The 19,194-nt window shown below is 64.3% G+C and carries 19 protein-coding genes; 15 read left to right on the top strand and 4 right to left on the bottom strand.

The annotated features are described in order from the left end of the window. Positions 1–154: 154 nt before the first annotated feature. From otsB to ACK8CP_RS17045, 5 genes are all read left to right on the top strand, one after another. Positions 155–895, top strand: a complete 741-nt coding sequence (otsB, locus tag ACK8CP_RS17065) for a trehalose-phosphatase (RefSeq protein ID WP_414832602.1) — start codon at positions 155–157, stop codon at positions 893–895. A 100-nt stretch (positions 896–995) separates the two neighbouring features. Then, positions 996–2,540 carry an alpha,alpha-trehalose-phosphate synthase (UDP-forming) gene (locus ACK8CP_RS17060; protein ID WP_234630326.1) on the top strand — a complete coding sequence of 515 codons (1,545 nt, stop codon included), beginning with the start codon at positions 996–998 and terminating at the stop codon, positions 2,538–2,540. A gap of 329 nt (positions 2,541–2,869) precedes the next feature. Beyond that, the gene (locus ACK8CP_RS17055) at positions 2,870–3,874 is read left to right on the top strand and encodes a DctP family TRAP transporter solute-binding subunit (protein ID WP_414832601.1); all 1,005 of its coding nucleotides are present in this window, start codon (positions 2,870–2,872) and stop codon (positions 3,872–3,874) included. 113 nt (positions 3,875–3,987) lie between these two features. After that, the gene (locus ACK8CP_RS17050) at positions 3,988–4,698 is read left to right on the top strand and encodes a TRAP transporter small permease (protein WP_414832600.1); all 711 of its coding nucleotides are present in this window, start codon (positions 3,988–3,990) and stop codon (positions 4,696–4,698) included. 12 nt (positions 4,699–4,710) lie between these two features. Then, the gene (locus tag ACK8CP_RS17045) at positions 4,711–6,309 is read left to right on the top strand and encodes a TRAP transporter large permease (RefSeq protein WP_234630323.1); all 1,599 of its coding nucleotides are present in this window, start codon (positions 4,711–4,713) and stop codon (positions 6,307–6,309) included. Here the strand turns inward: ACK8CP_RS17045 and ACK8CP_RS17040 are convergent. Then, positions 6,299–7,495, bottom strand: coding sequence for a pyridoxal phosphate-dependent aminotransferase (locus ACK8CP_RS17040; RefSeq protein WP_414832599.1), 1,197 nt, complete (start codon positions 7,493–7,495; stop codon positions 6,299–6,301). The two genes, ACK8CP_RS17045 and ACK8CP_RS17040, sit on opposite strands and share 11 nt — an antisense overlap. Before the next feature lie 109 nt (positions 7,496–7,604). Between ACK8CP_RS17040 and ACK8CP_RS17035 the strand changes: the two genes are divergently transcribed. From ACK8CP_RS17035 to denD, 5 genes are read left to right on the top strand one after another with little or no spacing between them, the layout of a single operon-like run. Then, positions 7,605–7,847 carry a type II toxin-antitoxin system Phd/YefM family antitoxin gene (locus ACK8CP_RS17035; protein ID WP_414832598.1) on the top strand — a complete coding sequence of 81 codons (243 nt, stop codon included), beginning with the start codon at positions 7,605–7,607 and terminating at the stop codon, positions 7,845–7,847. Next, positions 7,844–8,257, top strand: a complete 414-nt coding sequence (locus tag ACK8CP_RS17030; protein ID WP_414832597.1) for a type II toxin-antitoxin system VapC family toxin — start codon at positions 7,844–7,846, stop codon at positions 8,255–8,257. The genes ACK8CP_RS17035 and ACK8CP_RS17030 overlap by 4 nt, the downstream gene beginning before the upstream one ends. Before the next feature lie 14 nt (positions 8,258–8,271). Beyond that, on the top strand, positions 8,272–9,096 hold the full coding sequence (locus tag ACK8CP_RS17025; RefSeq protein WP_414832596.1) for an isocitrate lyase/PEP mutase family protein: 825 nt from the start codon (positions 8,272–8,274) through the stop codon (positions 9,094–9,096). Then, positions 9,089–9,766: a GNAT family N-acetyltransferase gene (locus tag ACK8CP_RS17020; protein WP_414832595.1), complete on the top strand. Its 678-nt coding sequence runs from the start codon at positions 9,089–9,091 to the stop codon at positions 9,764–9,766. The genes ACK8CP_RS17025 and ACK8CP_RS17020 overlap by 8 nt, the downstream gene beginning before the upstream one ends. Before the next feature lie 44 nt (positions 9,767–9,810). Further along, positions 9,811–10,794 carry a D-erythronate dehydrogenase gene (denD, locus tag ACK8CP_RS17015; RefSeq protein WP_414832594.1) on the top strand — a complete coding sequence of 328 codons (984 nt, stop codon included), beginning with the start codon at positions 9,811–9,813 and terminating at the stop codon, positions 10,792–10,794. A gap of 91 nt (positions 10,795–10,885) precedes the next feature. Here the strand turns inward: denD and ACK8CP_RS17010 are convergent, their stop codons facing one another. Beyond that, positions 10,886–11,836, bottom strand: a complete 951-nt coding sequence (locus ACK8CP_RS17010; protein ID WP_414832593.1) for an aldo/keto reductase — start codon at positions 11,834–11,836, stop codon at positions 10,886–10,888. A 225-nt stretch (positions 11,837–12,061) separates the two neighbouring features. Next, a complete protein-coding gene (locus tag ACK8CP_RS17005; RefSeq protein ID WP_414832592.1) occupies positions 12,062–12,985 on the bottom strand; it encodes a polyprenyl synthetase family protein in 924 nt (307 codons plus the stop codon). Between the two features lie 52 nt (positions 12,986–13,037). Here ACK8CP_RS17005 and mtgA point away from each other — a divergent pair, with 52 nt between their 5' ends. The 3 genes from mtgA (at position 13,038) to ACK8CP_RS16990 (ending at position 16,049) form a co-directional block, all read left to right on the top strand. Continuing rightward, positions 13,038–13,778 (top strand): monofunctional biosynthetic peptidoglycan transglycosylase, encoded by a 741-nt coding sequence (gene mtgA, locus ACK8CP_RS17000; protein ID WP_414832591.1) that lies wholly within the window; start codon positions 13,038–13,040, stop codon positions 13,776–13,778. A 133-nt stretch (positions 13,779–13,911) separates the two neighbouring features. Further along, a complete protein-coding gene (gene rpmF / locus ACK8CP_RS16995) occupies positions 13,912–14,097 on the top strand; it encodes a 50S ribosomal protein L32 (protein WP_128290732.1) in 186 nt (61 codons plus the stop codon). 233 nt (positions 14,098–14,330) lie between these two features. Beyond that, complete coding sequence (locus ACK8CP_RS16990) at positions 14,331–16,049, top strand: GGDEF domain-containing protein (protein ID WP_414832590.1); 1,719 nt, start codon at positions 14,331–14,333, stop codon at positions 16,047–16,049. A 132-nt stretch (positions 16,050–16,181) separates the two neighbouring features. Here the strand turns inward: ACK8CP_RS16990 and phaR are convergent, their stop codons facing one another. Next, a complete protein-coding gene (gene phaR, locus ACK8CP_RS16985; RefSeq protein ID WP_128290730.1) occupies positions 16,182–16,763 on the bottom strand; it encodes a polyhydroxyalkanoate synthesis repressor PhaR in 582 nt (193 codons plus the stop codon). 278 nt (positions 16,764–17,041) lie between these two features. On the opposite strand from phaR, the gene ACK8CP_RS16980 reads away from it, so the two are divergent. Further along, entirely contained in the window at positions 17,042–18,217 is a 1,176-nt protein-coding gene (locus ACK8CP_RS16980; protein WP_414832589.1) for an acetyl-CoA C-acetyltransferase, read from the top strand. Positions 18,218–18,453: 236 nt separating this feature from the next. Then, on the top strand, positions 18,454–19,179 hold the full coding sequence (gene phbB, locus ACK8CP_RS16975) for an acetoacetyl-CoA reductase (protein WP_234630310.1): 726 nt from the start codon (positions 18,454–18,456) through the stop codon (positions 19,177–19,179). Positions 19,180–19,194: the final 15 nt, after the last annotated feature.

Raw genomic sequence — 19,194 nt, 5'->3', positions numbered from 1 at the left:
TTGGCGACAACTACTTGCCGGTTTTAAGACCGGCTCAAGAAATCGACCCGCGGCCGTCCTGGCCGCGGGTTTTTTCATGGCCGATGCGCAGTCGATCCCTTGCTGCAGCGCAACCAAATTTGACGCAGTTGCGCAAACACGCTACCCATTGGCCATGGGCGATCTTTCGAAACCACCCTTTCTCGACAAGACCCTCCACGCTCTCTTCCTCGATTTCGACGGCACCCTCGTCGGTTTTGCAGACGATCCCGACGGGATTACTCTGGAGCCTGGCACGCTTGAGCGCCTGAGCGCATTGGAAGAACGCCAGGGCGGCGCCGTCGCCCTCATCAGCGGGCGGGCCCTATCCTCAATCGACCGTTTTCTTTCCCCGCTCGCCTTTCCGGCGGCCGGCGTGCACGGCCAGGAAGTGCGTTACACCGCCGGCGGCGAAATCGTCACCGCCCCGCCGCCTGACGATCTCGCCACGGCGCGCAGACGGCTTCAGGCCGCGATCGGGCCGGGCGACAAGCTCCGCATCGAAGACAAGGAGACGGCGCTCGTCGTCCATTACCGCACCGCGCCGGAAGAGGCGGGCCGCGCCGAGAGGCTCGGCGAGGAGGCGGTGGCGGGCTGTTCGGATCTGCGGCTCGTCAAGGGCCATGCGATCGTCGAAATCCGCCCGTCGGGCGTCGACAAGGGCAAGGCCATCGAAAAGTTGATGCAGCGTGATCCCTTCTCCGGCCGGAAAGCGGTTTTCATCGGGGATGACACCACTGACGAGGACGGCTTCGAATGGGTCGCATCGGCCGGAGGCTTCGGCATCAAGGTCGGTTCGGGAGAGACGGCAGCGAAATATCGCCTCGACGACGTCGCCGCGGTTCACCGCTGGCTCGACGCCGTCGCTCACCAATGAAAAGTGGGTGACCAAAGGAACTTAAGAAGCAGTTCGGGGGTTCTGCGGAAAACATGAAGATAGTGACGAAACGCACAATGACGGAGGCGAAAGCAGGCTCATGAGACGTCTCGTAGTCGTGTCGAATCGGGTCGGTCCGTTGCATGACGGCGGCAAAGCTGGCGGTTTGGCCGTGGGTCTGGGAGATGCGCTGCGCACGCGCGGCGGCATCTGGTTCGGTTGGTCGGGTGAAAAGAGCGACGAGGGCACCTTCGGCCCGCTCAAGATCGAAGACCACGACAAGGTACGCCTTGCCACCATCGACCTCACCGCCGAAGACGCGGAAGAATTTTACGGCGGCTATGCCAACCAGACTTTGTGGCCGCTCCTCCATTACCGCCTTGATCTCGCAAATTTCGATCAGCGCTATGAAAACGCCTACCGGCGTGTGAACGAGCGCATGGCGGCCCGCCTGACGCCGCAGCTTCAGCCGGGCGACATGGTCTGGGTCCACGATTACCACTACATCGTTCTGGGCGAACGCCTGCGGGAATCGGGCTTCACCGGCCCTCTCGCTTTCTTCCTGCACGTGCCCTTCCCGAGCCCGGAGATCATGACCGCTCTGCCGAACTCGCAGAGCATCGTGCGCTCCCTCACCGCCTATGACGTGATCGGCTTCCAGACGGATTCCGATCGCCGGAATTTCGCCCGCTATGTCGTCGAAGAACTCGGCGGGCGCGAACTCCCCAATGACGAACTGGAAGCCTATGGCCGCACCTTCCGCGCCTCCACCTTCCCGATCGGCATCGACACGCAGAGTTTCGCGGAGTTCGCCGTCAGCGACGAAGCCCAGGAACATGAAGCGCAATTGAAGGTGCTCCTGCGCGACCGCCACCAGATCATCGGCGTCGACCGTCTCGATTATTCCAAGGGCATTCCGGAACGCTTCCGCGGCTTCGAGCGGCTTCTCCAGGATTATCCGGAAAACCGCGGACGCGTCAGCCTCATGCAGGTCGCGCCGCTGTCGCGTTCCGATCTCGAAGCCTATTCCGACCTCAGGAGCGAGCTTGAAGAGCTCGCCGGCCACATCAACGGCGCCTTCTCGGCGCTCGATTGGGTGCCGATCCGCATCATGACGCGCGGCTTCACGCGGCGGGCGCTCGCCGGCATCTATCGGGCGAGCCGCGTCGGCCTCGTCACCCCCTTGCGCGACGGCATGAACCTCGTCGCCAAGGAATATGTCGCGGCCCAGAACCCCGAGGATCCGGGCGTTCTCGTCCTGTCGCGCTTTGCCGGCGCGGTGAAGGAGATGCCCGAGTCGCTGATCGTCAATCCGTACGACACGGCCTCCCTTGCCCGGGCCCTGCAGCAGGCGCTCAACATGTCGCGCGAAGAGCGCAAGGAGCGCTGGCAGGCGATGTTCGACCGCATCAGCAAGGGCACGGCCCAGGCGTGGTGCGACGCCATCCTGCAGGCTCTTGAAGAACGCGCCGACAAGAAGGTGCAGGTGCGCTCCGCGCCGACCGCCTCCGGCAAGAGGCCGAATGCGGTGGAGCCGAAACGGGCCCGTGCCGGGGAGAGCTTCCCGACGCTGCCCAAGGGCGCACGGCCCCATGCCGATGAGCCGAAGCGCCCCTTCCCCTATCTCGGAAGTCGCGTGCTTTAACGCGCTACACAGACCAACTGTCGCAGGCACAAAAGTGGGTCTTGAGGTCAATCCTCAAGGCCCACAAGTGCTTTTGGCGCCCCGCAAACGTATATCGGGCGCGCCTCAGACCACCGGCAACGCCCTCTCCTGTTTCTGCCTTAATGCCTGAAAGCGTTTCATTTCTGAGCGCGTCTTCGACTTTGTGGCTAGGACAATTGGTCTAGCCAATCCACAAGAGCCAATCGTATAAGGGCTGGGGCAACGTAACGGCCCGGCAGCAGGAGACTTGCGCCGGGCCTTGCTCTTGCGCTTGTCTTCAAAAGTCAGAAGTTCAGGGAGGAACTCCAATGAATAAGCTCCTCGGCGGTCTCGCCGCAGTAGCAATGCTGGCGGCTGCCAGCCCGGCATTCGCGCAGGATGGCTGCGACGATGGCGAAATGGTCATCAAGTTCAGCCATGTCGTCGCCGCCCAAGGTCACCCGAAAGGCGAAATGGCGGCCGCGCTCGCCGAGCGCGTCAACAAGGAGATGGACGGCACGGCCTGCATGCAGGTCTTCCCGAACTCCCAGCTTTTCGACGACGACAAGGTGATGGAAGCGCTGCTTCTCGGCGACGTGCAGCTCGCCGCGCCGTCGCTGGCGAAGTTCGAGGCCTACACCACGAAATACCGCATCTGGGACTTCCCGTTCCTGTTCCCCAACATGGATGCGGTGAACAAGTTCTCCAACAGCGAGGAAGGCGAGAAGCTTCTCCACGCGATCGAGGACAAGGGCTTCGTCGGCCTCGGCTACATCTACAACGGTCTGAAGCAGTTCTCGGCCAACAAGCCGCTGATGAAGCCGGAAGACGCCAAGGGCCTGAAATTCCGCATCCAGACCTCCGACGTCGCCGAGGCGATGATCGAGGCGCTCGGCGCCAATGCCCAGAAGCTCGCCTTCTCGGAAGTCTATGGCGCGCTGCAGACGGGTGTCGTCGACGGTCAGGAGAATTCCTGGTCCAACATCTACACCCAGAAGTTCTTCGAGGTGCAGGACGGCATCACCGAAACGAACCACCAGCTCCTGACCTATCTGGCGGTCACGTCGACGGAATGGCTCGACGGCCTCGAGCCGGACGTGCGCGACCAGTTCCTGTCGATCTTCAAGGAGGTGAGCGAGGAGTACAATGCGCGCGCCGAGGAGATCAACGAAGAGGCCAAGCAGAAGATCATCGACGCGGGCGGCACCGTGCGCGAGCTGACGCCTGAAGAGCGTCAGGCCTGGGTCGACGCCATGAAGCCGGTCTGGGATCAGTTCCGCGACGATGTCGGTCAGGACGTGATCGACGCCGCCGTCGCAGCCGGCAACAGCTGATCTGAGCCGCTCTGCGCCCCGCATCGCCGGGGCGCAGACTTTCGCCCGGCCCGCGCATGCTGGCCGGCACCGGACGTCGTTTGAGACGACCGCCCGCCCCGGAGGGAAAGCCCATGCGCACGAGGGCCAAGCGCTTTGTCACCCACCTGGAAGAGAACTTCATCGCGCTTCTCCTGGCGGCGATGACGCTCACCCAGTTCACCCAGGTTGTCGCCCGCTACGTTTTCCATTCCGGCTGGACCGGCGCGCTTGAATTCACCCGCATCCTCTTCGCCTGGCTCATCCTCTTCGGCATGGCCTATGGCGTGAAGATCGGCGCGCATCTCGGCGTCGACGTCATGATCCGGGCCCTGCCGCGCCCCTTGTTCAAGGTCGCGGCGATTTTCGGCGCCCTCACGGTGCTGCTCTATGCCGTGATCCTGCTCTATTCCGACTGGCTGCAATATCTGGGCGCCAATTCGAAGGGCGGCGCCATCGCCTATTGGACACGTTTCTACCATCTGCCCCTCGGCCTCGACGATCTTCGCTATCCTGTCTGGGCTCAGGAGACGTTTGGCGCGCCGGAGCGCGTGCAGCGCTGGGTCGCCTATCTCATGCTGCCGATCGGCCTCTTCCTTCTCGCCCTGCGGTCTCTTCAGGCGACGGTCGCCATCGTCGCCGGGCGCCGCGAACTCATCGTCGCCGCCCATGAAGCCGAAGAGCTCGTCGCCGAGCACGAAGGCAGCCTCGGTGATGACGATGACGACGAGGAAGAGCCCTTCGAGGGCTCCATGACCCACACGCATCCGCACGGCTACGGCCGACGCCCCCACGATCCTCGCTAGAGCCGCGCCGATATGGAATCCTCGATCCTTTTTGTGCTCGTCCTCGCCCTTCTGTTTCTGGGCGTGCCGATCGCCATCGCGCTCGGCCTGTCGAGCGTCATCGTCATCGCCTTCTTCTCCACCGATTCCATGTCCTCGGTGGCGCTGCAGCTTTTCACCGCCTCGCAGAACTACACGCTCCTCGCCATCCCGTTCTTCATCCTGGCATCGGCGTTCCTGTCGACCGGGGGCGTCGCGCAGCGCATCATCCGCTTCGCCGTCGCGACCGTCGGCCATATGCGCGGCGGCCTCGCCATGGCCTCCGTCCTCGCCTGCATGCTGTTTGCCGCCCTCTCGGGTTCCTCGCCCGCGACCGTGGTGGCGATCGGCACGATCGCCATCGCCGCCATGCGCCAGACCGGCTATTCCAAGGAATTCGCCGCCGGCATCATCGCCAATGCCGGCACCCTCGGCATTCTGATCCCGCCCTCGATCGTCATGGTGGTCTATGCCGCGGCAACCGACGTCTCGGTCGGGCGCATGTTCCTCGCCGGCGTCATTCCGGGTCTTCTCGCCGGCGTCATGCTGATGGTCGGCATCTACATCAACGCCCGCATCCGCGGACTGCAGCCCCAGCCCTTTCCGGGCTTCGGCGAGATCCTCTCATCCGGCAAGGATGCGGCCGCAGGCCTCTTCCTGATCGTCGTCATCCTGGGCGGCATCTATGGCGGTGCCTTCACCCCGACGGAGGCTGCAGCCGTCGCCGCCGTCTACGCCTTCCTGGTCGCGCTTTTCGTCTACCGCGACATGGGCCCCCTGAAAGGCCGCAAATGGGTGCGCGAGGAAGACGGGCACGCCGCACGCAACGGCTTCCTCGGCGTCGTCTACGCCTTCACGCTCTACATCACGATCCTGATCTTCGGCTTCTTCCTGGTGCCGGATTCCACGCTTCAGACACGCCAGACGCTGGCGATCATCGTCTCCCTGGTGGCGCTCGTCGCCTACCTCGCCTGGCGCGAGGGGACGAGTGCACCGAAGGCGCTGGTGGCGAGCCTGCCGGTCTGGGCCCGTGGCCTCAAAGACATCGTCCTCGGCTTTCCGGCCGCCTGCTTCCATCGCGACACGCGCAAGGTGCTCGTCGACAGCGGCAAGACGACGATCATGCTGATGTTCATCATCGTCAACGCGCTCCTCTTCGCCCATGTGCTGACGTCGGAACGCATTCCGCAGACGATCACCGACTGGATGCTGGGAGCCGGCTTCAACTGGTTCACCTTCCTCATCGCGGTCAACCTGCTGCTTCTTCTCGGCGGTCAGTTCATGGAACCGTCGGGCCTGCTGCTGATCGTGGCGCCCGTGGTCTTCCCGATCGCCATCCAGCTCGGCGTCGATCCGATCCATCTCGGCATCATCATGATCGTCAACATGGAGATCGGCATGATCACCCCGCCGATTGGGCTCAACCTCTTCGTGACCTCCGGCATAACGGGGATGAATCTCGTGCGCGTGGTGAAGGCGGCGCTCCCCTTCACCGGCATCTTGATGATCTTCCTGGTGATCGTGACCTACGTGCCGTGGATCTCGACCTTCCTGCCGACGATCCTGATGGGGCCGGAGCTCGTCACCCGCTGACCTGGCGGGCCTTCGCGCCCGTCAGAAAATCGCCGATCCGATCGACCGCCCGGCGGATGTTCTCCTCCGAATTGGCGTAGGAGACGCGCACATAGCCTTCGCCGTGCACACCGAAATCGGGGCCGCCGATCAGCGCGACGCCCGCCTCTTCGAGAAGTGCTGAGGCGAGCGGCTTCGCCTTGAAGCCCGTCTTGGAAATATTCGGGAAGGCATAGAACGCGCCTTTGGGCGTGATGCAGGAGACGCCCGGCAGCTCGTTCAAAAGCTCGGTGACGACGCCGCGCCGGCGATCGAAGGCGGCGATCATCTCGTCTGCCGCATCCTGCGGCCCGTCAATCGCGGCAATCCCGGCATATTGCGCCGGCGCGTTGACGCAGGACCAGGCGTTGACGGCGAGCTTCCGCACCTTGTCGTAAAGCGCATCCGGCCAGATCGACCAGCCCATCCGCCACCCGGTCATCGCCCAGGTCTTCGACCAGCCATTGAGGAGAATGAGGCGGTCGGCAATCTCCGGATAGGCGAGAAGCGAGACGTGACGCTCGCCGTCATAGACCATCTGGTCGTAGATCTCGTCGGAGAGAATGGCGATGTCGGGCCGCTCGGCAAGCCCCGCCACCAGCTTGTCGATCTCCGCCTTCGGCGTCACGCCGCCGGTCGGATTGGCCGGCGAATTCAAGATGACGAGCCGTGTTTCAGGCGTCAGCAGCGACAAGGTCTCCTCGGCGGAGAAGGCAAAGCCGTTCTCTTCGCGGATCGGCACCGCCACCGGCCGCGCGCCGGTGAACTCGATCATCGAGCGATAGATCGGAAAACCCGGATCGGGATAGAGGATGTCGGCGCCCGGCTCGCCGAACATCAGGATCGCGGCGAACATCGTCACCTTGCCGCCCGGCACGATCATCACATTTCCTGGCGAGACCTCGACGCCGGTGGTGGCGAGCATGCGCCGCGCCACCGCCTCGCGCAGCGGCAGGATGCCGGTCGCATCCGTATAGCCATGCGCCCCGTCCTTGAGCGCCTTCACCGCCGCCTCGACGATATGTTCGGGCGTTTTGAAATCCGGCTGGCCGATGCCGAGATTGACGATGTCGCGGCCTTCAGCGGCGAGCGCTCCGGCCCGCGCCAGGACGGCAAAGGCATTCTCTTCGCCGATGCGATCGAAGCCGGAAATGGTCGTGAGGGTCATGGAAACGCGCTTTCAGCTGGCGTGAAACGGACGAGCACTTATAGACACGCCGTCTTGTTGAACCAATGCGCCACGCTTATTCTAACAGGCATAGCCGATTGGGTGTCTGATGCGACAGACTGGGACTTTTGAGGCGAAGAATACACTTGGCAGCCTCCTGGACCGTGTCGAGAAGGGCGAAGAAATCGTCATCACGCGGCAGGGCCGGCCGGTTGCGCGTCTCATCCGCGAAACAGGCACGTCCAACCGGGATCAAATCCGCGCCGCAGTTGCCGACATCCTGGAACAGGGCAGGCAGGCCTCGCTCGACGGATTGAACATACAAGATCTCGTCAGTGAAGGACGACGTTGAGCCTCGTCCTCGACAGCTCAGTTGCACTCTCCTGGTTCTTCAGGGACGAACAGACCGAGATATCCCGCGTGCTGCTTGAGCGCGTCGCCGCCGAAGCGGCCGTTGTCCCCTCTCTGTGGCGCTACGAGATTGCGAACGCCCTGCAGACGGCCGTACGTCGACAGCGGATCGACACAGCATTCCGCGATCGAGCGCTAACCAATCTTGCGGCCCTTCCGATCGAGATCGATCCAGAATGCGACGACGAGGCCTGGGCGGCGAGCACGACGCTTGCGGAGCGCCATCGGCTCACCGTCTATGACGCGGCCTATCTCGAGCTCGCCCAGCGCCGCAGCCTGCCACTCGCGACATTCGACACGGACCTCATTGCTGCCGCGGGTGAGGAAATGGTACCCCTGGCCGCGATGTGACCCAAGGGGGCCCGATGAGCGACAAAGCCGCCACGTTCCGTGCTCTGCACGCCCGCGACAAGCTCTTCATCATGCCCAATCCCTGGGATGCGGGCACGGCAAAGCTCCTCGCCGATCTCGGCTTTGAGGCGCTCGCCACCTCTTCGGCCGCACTCGCCTGGTCGCTCGGGCGCCCGGATGCCGCCGGCCGTGTGAGCCGGCAGGAGGCGCTCGCCCATGCAAAATCGATCGTTTCGGCGACCTCTCTGCCGGTCAACGGCGATCTCGAATCGGGCTACGGCGACACGCCGGAAGAGGTTGGCGAAACCATCCGTCAGGCGATCGATTGCGGTCTCGCCGGCTGTTCGATCGAAGATCTGGAAGAAGGCGAGCTTTATCCGCTCGACGAGGCGCTCCGCCGGTTCGAAGCCGCCAAAGAGGCCGCCGCGAAGGCCAATCCCGATTTCGTCCTGACCGGCCGCACCGAGACTTTTCTCGTCCGCCATGCCGACCCCGTCAACGAAGCGGTGAAGCGTCTGCGCGCCTTCGAGGCTGCCGGCGCCGACGCCGTCTATGCGCCGGGCATCACCACGCGCGAGGAGGTGGAAGCCATTGCCGGCGCCGTCTCCGTTCCCGTCAACGTGCTGGGCGGCGTCGGCGGCATCTCCGATGACATCGCGGCCCTCGAAAGGCTCGGCGTGCGCCGCGTTTCGATCGGCTCCGGCCTCGATAAGGTGGCGCTCGGGGCCTTTCTCGACGCCGCCAATGCCCTCACCCACCGCCGCTTCGCCTTCTCCGGGGCGGCAAAATCCTCCACCCTTGACGGCGCTTTCTCACACTCTCTCGACGATGATGACTGATCTCACTTCCTGGTCTCCCCGCGCCCTTCCGGGCAACAAGGTGCTGGAGGGTCGACGCGTTCGGCTCGAGCCGCTCACCTGGTCGGCACACCGCCAAGGTCTCTTCTCCGCGCTCGGCGGCGCCGCGCATGCCGCCATCTGGCGCTATATGGCGATCGGCCCCTTCGCATCGGCCGAAATCCTGGAGCGTGTCTTCTCCGAAGCCATCACCGAAGGCGGCTGGCGCACGCTCGTCATCCGCCGCCTCTCCGACGGCAAGATCGTCGGCATGGCGAGTTACATGCGCAACCGCCCCGACCATGGCTCGACCGAGGTCGGCTCCATCGCCTATTCGCCGCTTTTGCAGAACAGTGCAGGCGGGACGGAGGCGATGGCGCTCATGGCAAGCCACGTCTTCGACGATCTGCGCTATCGCCGCTTCGAATGGAAATGCGACGCGGCAAACGCCGCCTCCAGAAGCGCTGCCGAAAGGCTCGGCTTCACCTTCGAGGGCATCTTCCGCCAGGACCTCGTGATGAAGGGCCGCAACCGCGACACGGCCTGGTTCTCCATCATCGACAGCGAATGGCCGGCGCACCGCGCCGCCCTCACCTCCTGGCTCGACCCGAAGAATTTTGACGAAGACGGGAAACAACTTCGCCGCCTTCAGGATTTCCGCAAGACGGCGTGAGGAAGGCCGCCCGCCCGGGCGGCCGAGAAAAACAAGGAGCCGCCATGCACATTCTCATCACCGGCGCCGCCGGCATGATCGGGCGCAAGATTGCCGAGAACCTGGTTGCGACGGGTTCACTCGGCGGCAGGCCGGTGACCAAGATCACACTGCAGGACATCGTCGAGCCGCACACCTACGGCTCCGAAAACACCGCGATCTTTCCGGTCGTCGGGGACATGACGGACCATGCCCTGATCGAGCATGTCATGGCCGAGCGCCCCGACGTCATTTTCCATCTCGCGGCCGTCGTCTCGGGCGAGGCGGAGGCCGACCTCGACAAAGGCTATCGCATCAATCTCGACGGCACGCGGGCGCTTCTGGAGGCGGTCCGCCGCGCCAATTATGCGCCCCGCGTCGTCTTCGCCTCGTCGATCGCCGTCTACGGGCCGCCCTTCGCCGATCCGATCCCGGACGATGTCGAACTGCGCCCGCTGACGAGCTACGGCACGGCAAAGGCGATGGGCGAATTGCTCGTCAGCGATTACAGTCGTCGCGAGATCCTGGACGGCATCTCCCTGCGCCTGCCGACGATCTGCGTGCGCCCCGGCAAACCGAACCGCGCCGCCTCCGGCTTCTTTTCCTCCATCATCCGCGAGCCGCTGAAGGGTGAAGAGACCGTCCTTCCGGTCGGCGAGGACGTTCGGCACTTTTTCGCCAGTCCGCGCTCGGCCGTGAACTTCTTCCTGCATGCCGCAACGATGGACACGGACGCGCTCGAAAGCCACCGCGCGCTCGCCATGCCCGGCGTCAGCGCCAGCGTGGGCGAGGAAATCGCCGCGCTTCGGGAAATCGGCGGCGACAAGGCCGTGGCGCTCATCCGCAAGGAGCCGGACCCGACGATCGCAGGCTTCGTTCACAATTGGCCGGCGAACATTGCGGCCCGCCGCGCCCGCGACCACGGCTTCGAGGCCGAGAGCGATTTCGCGGGCATCGTGCGCGCCCATGTCGAGGACGAGCACGGCGGCAAACCGCCGATCCTCGCCTGAAGCGGCTCTCTGAAACTTTTGAGGATCAGAGAACCGCCATCGGTCCTCTGATACCGATCATCTGGCAAACCCCGGGCAGAGAGCCCAGACCTCAGCGGCTCGCCGCGTCCAGCGTGCGGACATCCTCGGCCGAAAGCTGCAACTCCGCTGCCTTGGCGAGGCTCTGCAGCTGCTCGCGGCTCGTCGCGCTCGCGATCGGCGCCGTCACGCCCTCACGCGCGATCACCCAGGCGAGCGCCACCTCGGCCGGCTTGGCACCATGCGCTGCACCCACTTTGTCGAGCGCCTCGAGAATGCGCATGCCGCGTGCATCGAGATATTTTTCGACGCCGGCGCCGCGCTTGCTTTTGGAGAGATCCTCTTTGGAGCGGTATTTGCCGGAAAGGAAACCGGAGGCGAGGCTGAAATAGGTGACGACACCGATCTCTTCGCGCATGACGAGATCGCGCAAAGCCCCGTCGAATTTCGAGCGGTCGTAGAGATTGTATTCCGGCTGCAGCACGTCGTAGCGCGGCAGGCCCTTGTCTTCGGCCACCTTCAGCGCCTCGCCGAGCTGCGCGGCGTCGAGATTGGAGGCCCCGACGGCGCGGATCTTGCCCGCCTTCAGAAGCTTGTCATAAGCGCCGAGCGTCTCCTCATAGGGCGTGTCGGCATCCGGCCAGTGCGAGAAATAAAGGTCGATATGATCGGTGTTGAGGCGTGCGAGCGAATCCTCCACCGCCTGCGTGATCCAGCGCTCCGACAGGCCCTTCTTGCCCTCGCCCATCTCCGAGCCGACCTTGGTGAAGATGACGACCTTGTCGCGCCGTGACGGGTCGGCCTTCAGCCATTTGCCGATGATCGTTTCAGATTCCCCGCCCGTATTGCCGTCGACCCAGGCCGAATAGACATCCGCCGTATCGATCGTGTTGAGGCCGAGATCGACCATCCGGTCGAGAAGATCGAAGCTCGTCGCCTCGTCGGCCGTCCAGCCGAAAACGTTTCCGCCGAAGACGACGGGAGAAATCTCAAGGCCGGTCCGTCCCAAAAGCCGCTTGTCCATCTGAAACTCCATGGCTGGCGGCCGGCATCGAGCTGATCGATGCGGCCGCAAAATGTCCGATGGCAAGAGAGATAGACCGCCTCCGCGGTTACGGAACCGACCGCCCCATTAAAAGATCAACAAAAACGCTCTTCGCAAAGTCCGGAGGACGCTCCCGGCAAAGCGCGTGCAGAAGCGCACCGGGCGACCGCAAGAGGCCGCCTCCGGCGTCGAACGAGAAGCGGCTCAGTGGCTGCGCTGGGCGATGAAGCGGGCGGCCGCCACGAGAGTTTCGCCGCGTTCGCCGTAGCGGCCCATCATCGTCTCCGCCTCGGCGATGGTGGCGTCGAGAAGCCGGCGGGCTTCCTCCGCGCCCAGAAGATGCACGAGCGTCGCCTTGCCGGCCGCCTCGTCCTTGCCCGTCGCCTTGCCGGCCTCCTCGCTCGTCGATTGCTTGTCGATGAGATCGTCGGCGATCTGGAAGGCAAGGCCCAGCGCCGCCCCGAAATCGCGCGCCACGGCGCGATCCTCCTCGCCCGCCCCGGCGAGGCAGGCCCCCATCTCGCAGGAGACGGCAATGAGCGCCCCGGTCTTCATGGCCTGCAGATTGCGCACCTGATCGGCGGTCAGGGTCGCATGCTCGGCGGCGAGATCGAGCATCTGACCGCCCGCCATGCCGCCCGCCCCGGTCGCCTTCGCGAGCATCAAGACGAGTTCTGACCGCACCATGGCGTCCGGATGCGTCTCGGGCTCGGCGAGAAGCTGGAACGACAACGTCAGAAGCGTGTCGCCCGCGAGAATGGCCGTCGCCTCGTCGAAGGCGCGATGGACCGTCGGCAGACCGCGACGAAGGTCGTCATTGTCCATCGCCGGCAGATCGTCGTGGATGAGCGAATAGGTGTGCAGGCATTCGACCGCCGCGCCGGCCCTGAGACATTCATCATCGCGGCCGAAGAGCCGTGCCGTTTCGGCAAGCAGGAAGGGGCGAAGCCGCTTGCCGCCGGCAAGAAGCGCATGGCGCATGGCGGCGACCAGGCGCTCCGGCGCGGTCCCGACGGCATCGAGGCGCTCGGGCTGAAGCACGGCGTCGAGCGCGCCGTTGAGGCGCTCGACAAACGCCGTGTGGAGCGGAAGAAAGCGGCTTGGATTTGCTGATGTTGTGATTGTCATGATTTTGCAGCAAGCAGGACGGTGAGGACGGCGGAGAGATCAGTTGCAGGCAATGGCGGAAGAAAGCAACGCGACAGCACCTCGCGGCCCCGAGCCGGAGGAGGAGCGCCCCCGCAAGCGGCGCCGATCTTGGTTTCGCCGTCTCGTCCTGGCGTTCCTCCTTGTTCTTATACTGCCGCTGCTTCTCATTCCGATCTATTCCATCGTCAACCCGCCGGTGACGACACTGATGCTGATCAAGCGCCTGGGCGGCGCGCCAATTGAACGCAGCTGGGTCACCCTCGACGACATCTCCCCCAACCTGGTCAATGCGGTGGTGATGGCCGAGGACGCAAAGTTCTGCCGCCATCACGGGATCGATCTCGGCGAATTGCGAGCTGCCTGGCGCGAAGCGCAGAAGGGCGGCGAAATGCGTGGTGCGAGCACCATCACCATGCAGACGGTCAAGAACCTGTTTTTGTGGCCGAGCCGCTCTTACGTCCGCAAGGCGGTGGAATTCCCGCTGGCGCTTTATGCCGACCTCGTCCTGTCGAAGCGGCGGATTCTGGAAATCTACCTGAACGTCGTCGAATGGGATCGCGGCATCTACGGCGCCGAGGCCGCGGCCCAGCATTATTTCAACCGCCCTGCGGCGAACCTCACACGGGCCGAAGGGGCGCGTCTCGCCGCGACCCTCCCCGCCCCGGACGTGCGCAACCCGGCCAATCCCGGCCCGGTGACGCGCGATCTCGCCAGGCTTTTCGCCCGCCGTGCCGCCGCGGCCGGACCGCATATCGACTGCCTGACGAAGTAGGTGCGCGCTATTTTCATCGAACCGCTGGCCAAAACGCCTTCGAGGGGTTATATGGCCGCCAAACGTCGAGCCTGCATGTCGCGGGCCGTCCGGCTATGGGCGTTGCCCGCTAAATCCATTCACGGAGCTTGAAATGGCTGTTCCGAAAAGAAAAACCACGCCGATGAAGCGCGGCTTCCGGCGTTCCGCAGACGGGCTGAAGCAGCCCGCTTATGTCGAAGACAAGGATTCCGGCGAACTTCGCCGTCCGCATCACATCGACCTGAAGTCCGGCAAGTATCGCGGACGTCAGGTCCTCGAGCCGAAGGCATCCGTCTGACGGTTCGATTTCGGGCTCAAAGCTCGGAAGTTTTGTAAAGGCCGGCCTCGCGCCGGCCTTTTCGCGTTCGGGCCAGCCTTTCCCGGCCGTCGGCGCCGCAGAAATCCCACCTCCTGCGACCCTCCGCCTCATGCCGAGGGACGACGGAGACGAATGCGGCGACGCTTCTTAACCGGCGATTTATCCGGCTCTGCCACAATTGCCTCTGGTCGCGGGGAAAAGGGCCGGCGGGATTGGCAAAACGCAGCACGAAGAATGTCGCGGGTTCGCGTGGCGACTACGTGCCGGACACGACGCCGGTGGTGGCCGCCCCGTCCGCGTCTCAGCATCCCGCAGCCGGCGCGACCGCACAGGCGATCCTGACCGAAATCGGTGAAACCGTCTACGAATGGGATCTCGCCACCGATAAGCTGCGCTGGGCGAGCAATGCGGCCGGTGCCCTCGGCATTCCCAATCTCCGCAAGATCGAAAACGGCCGCGATTTCGACACCCTCGTCGATCCCGACAGCCTGATGAACCGCACCCAGGCGGTGCGCCATGCGATCGCCGTCGATTACGGCGACGGCGTGCCTTACGAAGTCACCTACGCCCTGCGCGTCGGCCATGAAGGCAACAAGCGAAAAATCTGGGTCCGCGACCGCGGCCGCTGGTACGGCAATCACGAGGGCGAACCGGTTCTCGCCCGTGGCGCGGTCCGCGTGCAACCGGCCGGCCCCGGCGATCCGCAACAGGCCGAAAGGCCTCGCTTCTTCAAAGAACGCGCGCATTTCCTGCGGCTTTTGGAAGACACGCTCGCCGTCTCCCAGCACTACGCCGTTCCCTTCATCCTCGCCGTCGTCTCGATCGACAATCTGAAGCTGGCGGCCGAGACCTACGGGCCGCAGATCATCGATCCGATCCTGCAGGAATTCTCCACCACGATCGAAAAGACCGTGCGCGACACCGACGTGGTCGGCGAGCTCACCGAGGGCGAGATCGGCATCATCTTGAACCGCATCGACCCGCAGGAGGCGGAGACGGCCGTTCAGCGCATCGCCGAGCGGATGATGACGGTCACCGTCCCGCTGCGCGACCGCGTCGTCGTGCCGGTCGTCTCGGTCGGCGCGCTCGTCGTCTCCGGCACCGAAGCCGACAGCATGCGCGATTGCCTCGACGCCGTGCGCCGTGCGCTGGTCCGTGCCCAGAAGGCGGGCGGCGGCCACCTCGTCATCGATAGGGTCGACGAGCCCGGCGCGGGCGAGCCGCAGAAAGCCCGTGAAGACGATGTCGACGAGCTCTTGCGCACTGTGCGCGAAGGCCGCCTCATCCTCTCCCAGATCCCCGTGCGCGAGGCTGAGACCGGCAAGACGGTCTTTCTGCATCTCGCACCGCATCTTTTGAACGAGGACGGAGACCTCGTCCCCGCCGGCAAGGCCGTCGACCGCGCCGAAGGATTGGGCTTCGCGCAACTCGTCGACATGCGGCTTCTCTATCTGGCGCGCGAACGTCTCGCGGCCGCCCCCAAACAGCGTTTCTGCCTCGGCGTCTCCACCGGCGCGCTCTTAAACGAAGTCTGGCTCGCCAATCTGGAGCGCATCCTGCGCGAGACATCGGGCGCCCCGGACCGTCTCATCATCGCGGTACCGTTCGACACGCTGCTCGCCCGCGGCGACGAGGCCGCAGATCTCGTGGAGAGCGTGCGCACCTTGGGCGCGAAGCTCGCCGTGCGTCGTTTCGACGGCCGGTTCTGGGATGCGCGGCCTTTAGGGCAGATGGGCCTCGAATTTCTCGAGCTTGAGCTGGCCCAACTGCGCATGGACGAGGCGGAGGCCGAAGATCGCGCCTGGACGAGCACGGCCGATCTTGTCGCCGCGATGGGGCTGAAGGCCCTCGTGTCCGGCACCGCCTCCACAGAGGAAGAGGCGCGCCTGGCAAAAGCCGGCTTCCCCCTCATCGAAAAGAAGCCGGCCTGATCTCGCCAGTTTGATCGTCCCGCGCTGATGTGGGCGAGACGATTTCGCCGGTTGATTTTGTCGGGCGTTCTTCGAAGAGCCGGCTGCAGTCGCAATTCCGATCCGCGCAGAATCGTGCGCCGCAACAAACTCCTATTGCTTGCGCTCGCTCGCGATCGTCTCGATGGTGCGCTGCATCTCGCGAAGCTGCTCGCGCAAAGCCTCGATCTCTTCCGCCTGACCTTCCGCCGTTCGCGGCGCCGAACGCGTGCCCGCAGCGGAACCCGCCTGCGGGAAGGGCGTGAACATGCGCATCGCCTCGGTGAACATGTCCATGTTGCGCCGCGCCTGCTCCTCCATCGCACCGAAAGCGTCGCCCTTGAGCGCCCGGCTCATCTGGTCGCGCAGCTTGTCCTGATTGCGGCTGAAGGCCGACAGCGAGGTTTCGAGATAGGTGGGCAGGAAGGTCTGCATGCTGTCGCCGTAATACCGGATCAGCTGACGCAGAAAGGCGATCGGCAGAAGATGCTGTCCCTTGTTTTCCTGCTCGAAGATGATCTGGCCGAGGACGCCGCGTGTAATGTCCTCTCCGGTCTTGGCATCTGTGACAGTAAAATCTTCGCCGGCTTTCACCATCTCGGCGAGATCTTCCAACGTCACATAGGTCGAGGTGCCTGTGTGGTAGAGACGCCGATTGGCGTATTTCTTGATAACGGTTGGGGTCTCTTGGCTCATGCAGTGCTGGTTTCCGCTTTGGAACTCATTCGCCTCATGAGGGCAGGATAACGGGAAATAGGCAGTCGTTGCCAATTCTTTTTGCAGCGCCCAACAGCGCGAAGGCCACGCTTTGCCTGAAATCCCCACCCTTTTGCGCAAAACTCCGGCTCTACCCCTCGTTGACAGCCCCGCCCGGCGCGCTCTTTAACTTTGTCTTGGCGGGCCGACGAATGCTGCTTTTTTTGCCTTAGCGATCGACCATCGCCCCACGAACAGGCCCGAAAGAGGAGGAGCTTTTGCCCAATATCGTTATTGCGAGTGCCGCACGCACCCCGGTTGCATCCTTCAACGGCGCCTTTGCGAACGTGCCGGCGCACGATCTCGGCGCAGTGGCCATCAAAGGCGCGCTGGACCGTGCCGGCGTGTCGCCGGAGGACGTGACGGAAGTCATCCTGGGTCAGATCCTCACCGCGGCCCAGGGCCAGAACCCGGCCCGACAGGCCGCCATGGCCGCCGGCTGCCCGAAAGAGACGACCGCCTGGGGGATCAATCAGCTCTGCGGCTCCGGCCTGCGCGCCGTCGCGCTCGGCATGCAGCAGATCGCCCAGGGCGATGCCGACATCATCGTCGCCGGCGGCCAGGAATCCATGTCGATGGCCCCGCATGCGGCCTATCTTCGGCAGGGCGTGAAGATGGGCGACTACAAGATGGTCGACACCATGCTGAAGGACGGGCTCCTCGATGCCTTCAACGGCTACCATATGGGCGTCACGGCCGAGAACGTCGCCCGTCAGTGGCAGATCACCCGCGAACAGCAGGACAGTTTCGCCGTCGCCTCGCAGAACAAGGCCGAAGCCGCGCAGAAGGCCGGCCGCTTCAAGGACGAGATCGTCCCCGTCACCGTGAAGGGCCGCAAGGGCGATACGGTGGTCGAGGACGACGAATATATCCGCGCCGGCACCACGATCGACAAGGTCTCCGCCCTGCGTCCCGCCTTCGACAAGGAAGGCTCCGTCACCGCCGGCAATGCCTCGGGCATCAACGACGGCGCGGCAGCCGCCGTCATCATGACGGCCGAGATGGCGGAAAAGCGGGGCATCGAGCCGCTTGCCCGCATCGTCTCCTGGGCCACCGCGGGCGTCGATCCGGCCGTGATGGGCACGGGACCGATCCCCGCCTCCCGCAAGGCGCTTGAGAAGGCCGGCTGGACCATCGACGACCTCGAGCTCATCGAAGCCAACGAGGCCTTTGCCGCGCAGGCCTGTGCGGTCAACAAGGATCTCGGCTGGAACACGGAGATCGTCAACGTCAATGGCGGCGCCATCGCCATCGGCCATCCGGTCGGCGCCTCCGGCGCGCGGGTTTTGACGACGCTTCTCTTCGAGATGCAGCGCCGCGGCGTCAAAAAGGGGCTCGCCACGTTGTGCATCGGCGGCGGCATGGGCGTCGCCATGTGCGTAGAGCGCCCCTAAGCCCCGTCACGCCCACCGTGCATTCGCCGGCGGGCGGTCGCGCAATTGCGCTGGTGACGGAGGCGCCGCTTCGGCGCCTCCGCCGGCATCCCCTTGGCCTGAGCTATTCTTCCGGCCGAGAAATTTTCACGCGCGGTATGCATGAATGCCCTTGCTCAACGCAAGGTTTTCGTCATCCTGGTCACATGCAGGGACGGTAACGAGCTCCTTGAGGAGCCACGAACGGGGGGAAATACATGGCACGGACTGCACTGGTCACAGGCGGAACCCGCGGCATCGGCGCCGCCATTGCAAAGGCACTGAAAGAGGCCGGCTATCAAGTTGCGGCGAATTATTGCGGCAACGACGAAAAGGCTGCCGCCTTCAAGGAAGAGACCGGCATTCCCGTCTACAAATGGGACGTGTCCAACGAAGAAGCCTGCGCCCAGGGCGTGCGCCAGGTCGAAGAAGACCTCGGGCCCGTCGACATTCTCGTCAACAATGCCGGCATCACCCGCGATTCCATGTTTCACAAAATGACGGGTGAGCAGTGGCACAAGGTGATCGAGACCAATCTCGGCTCGCTCTTCAACATGTCGCGCCCGGTCTGGGAAGGCATGCGCGAGCGCGGCTTCGGCCGCATCATCAACATCTCGTCGATCAACGGCCAGCGCGGCCAGATCGGCCAGGTGAATTATTCCGCCTCCAAGGCGGGCGAACTCGGCTTCACCAAGGCGCTCGCCCAGGAAGGCGCCCGCAAGGGCATCACCGTCAACGCCATCACCCCGGGCTACATCGCCACCGAGATGATCAAGGCCGTCCCTCAGGAAGTGATGGACAAGCAGATTTTGCCGCAGATCCCCATCGGCCGCCTCGGAGAACCGGAGGAAGTCGGCCGCATCGTCGTCTTTCTCGCCTCCGATGACGCCGGCTTCATCACCGGCTCCACCTTGACGGCCAACGGTGGCCAGTACATGCCCTGATAGATCGGCTGCAGA

Origin of the sequence: Afifella sp. YEN Y35 (genome assembly GCF_047553465.1) — a bacterium.
Taxonomy (GTDB): Bacteria; Pseudomonadota; Alphaproteobacteria; order Rhizobiales; family Afifellaceae; genus Afifella; species Afifella aestuarii.
Note: the sequence above shows the minus strand (reverse complement) of the source record. Positions and strands in the feature narration are given on the sequence as shown.